This window comes from Mesorhizobium sp. M7A.F.Ca.CA.003.01.2.1 (assembly GCF_003998945.1).
GTDB lineage: Bacteria > Pseudomonadota > Alphaproteobacteria > Rhizobiales > Rhizobiaceae > Mesorhizobium > Mesorhizobium ciceri.
On the sequence record NZ_RZRA01001278.1, the window covers coordinates 1 to 1,195 of the forward strand.

Below are 1,195 nucleotides of genomic sequence, written 5' to 3' on the forward strand. Positions count from 1 at the left end.
GCGCAGCTCGGCGCTGTTCTTGTCGGCACCATTCTTGTCAGGATTTGAAATCTTGAACTGGCCGGAGTAGACGGCGGCTCCATTGACGATGCCGGCATTGCCGTCGGTCTCGATGACCAGCGGATACGCGTCCGGATTGGCTTTCAGCCGAAACCGCATCTGTCCTGAGCCTTCGGCCTTGCCGGTGGACGCGGTGACCGCGGTGCGCAACCCGTCCAGCCGCAGCGTGCCGTCCATGCGCCATGGGCCGGCCAGCGACTTGGCCGAGACGGTCGAATTGATCTCGGAAAACAGATGGCTGCGCCCGCCAGCGGCATGGCGAACTTCGATCTGACCCTCCGTCACCGTCAGCTTCTCGATCGAGATCTGGCTGGGGTCGAAGGGCGAGGACGGCCGCATCGCCCAGTCGACCGTGCCGTCATTGGCGATATCGATGGTCGCTTTCGGCCGCACCAGCCGCATGTCGAAGATCAGCACTTCACCGCGCAGGAAGGGCGCCAGTTCCGCGTCCATTGAAAACGTCTCGACCGTCATGGCCGGCTGGCCGTTGGGGCCGCCGGCGACGGCGACATTCGAGAAGGTCACCGAGGGAAACGGCAACAGCCTTGCGGTGGCGTCGCCCTGCACGGTCACCTTGCGGCCGAGAATGGCGCTCGCCTCGCGCTCGAAGTCGGCGCGGTAGCCGGTCCAGTCGATAAAATACGGCACCACCAGCGCCGCACACAGCACCAGCACGAACAGGCCACCGAAGATCACGAACAGGCGTGCGAGCATCAGCTCCGAATGGGTTGATTGAAATTCTGCCGCACTCTACCCGCATCCGCGTGTCGATAAAGAGGCAATTCATCCAGTTGCGCGATCTCCGGTGATCTGAAACAAATCCCGGCGAAGCGGAGAAATCGGATGTCGGGCAAGAACTGGGATCGCGTGCCGATCGATGCGCAAAGTGTCGACGCTCCGCTGTCCCTTTCGGCGGTCTTTCTTGTCGTCGCCGTCGCCAGCGAGCAGAGCGCGCTCGCCAAGGTTGCCTCCGTGCTCGGCGGGCTCGACGATCTCATCAAAACCGTCGGGTTCCGCGATCTCTCCGGGCGGCTGTCGTGCATTGCCGGCATCGGCCGCGATCTCTGGGATCGTCTTTCTCCAGACCGGCGGCCGCTGGAACTGAAACCGTTCGCACCGATCAAGGGTGCCGTTC

Annotated in this window: 2 protein-coding genes; one reads left to right on the plus strand and one right to left on the minus strand. The window is 63.3% G+C overall.

Annotated elements, in window-relative coordinates:
* Positions 1 to 774, minus strand: a 774-nt coding sequence (locus tag EN969_RS31945; protein ID WP_127287718.1) for an AsmA family protein, incomplete at its 3' end; no start/stop codon positions are given.
* Positions 775 to 903: 129 nt separating this feature from the next.
* Between EN969_RS31945 and EN969_RS31950 the strand changes: the two genes are divergently transcribed.
* A partial coding sequence (locus EN969_RS31950; RefSeq protein ID WP_206525290.1) for a Dyp-type peroxidase domain-containing protein occupies positions 904 to 1,195 on the plus strand: 292 nt, incomplete at its 3' end.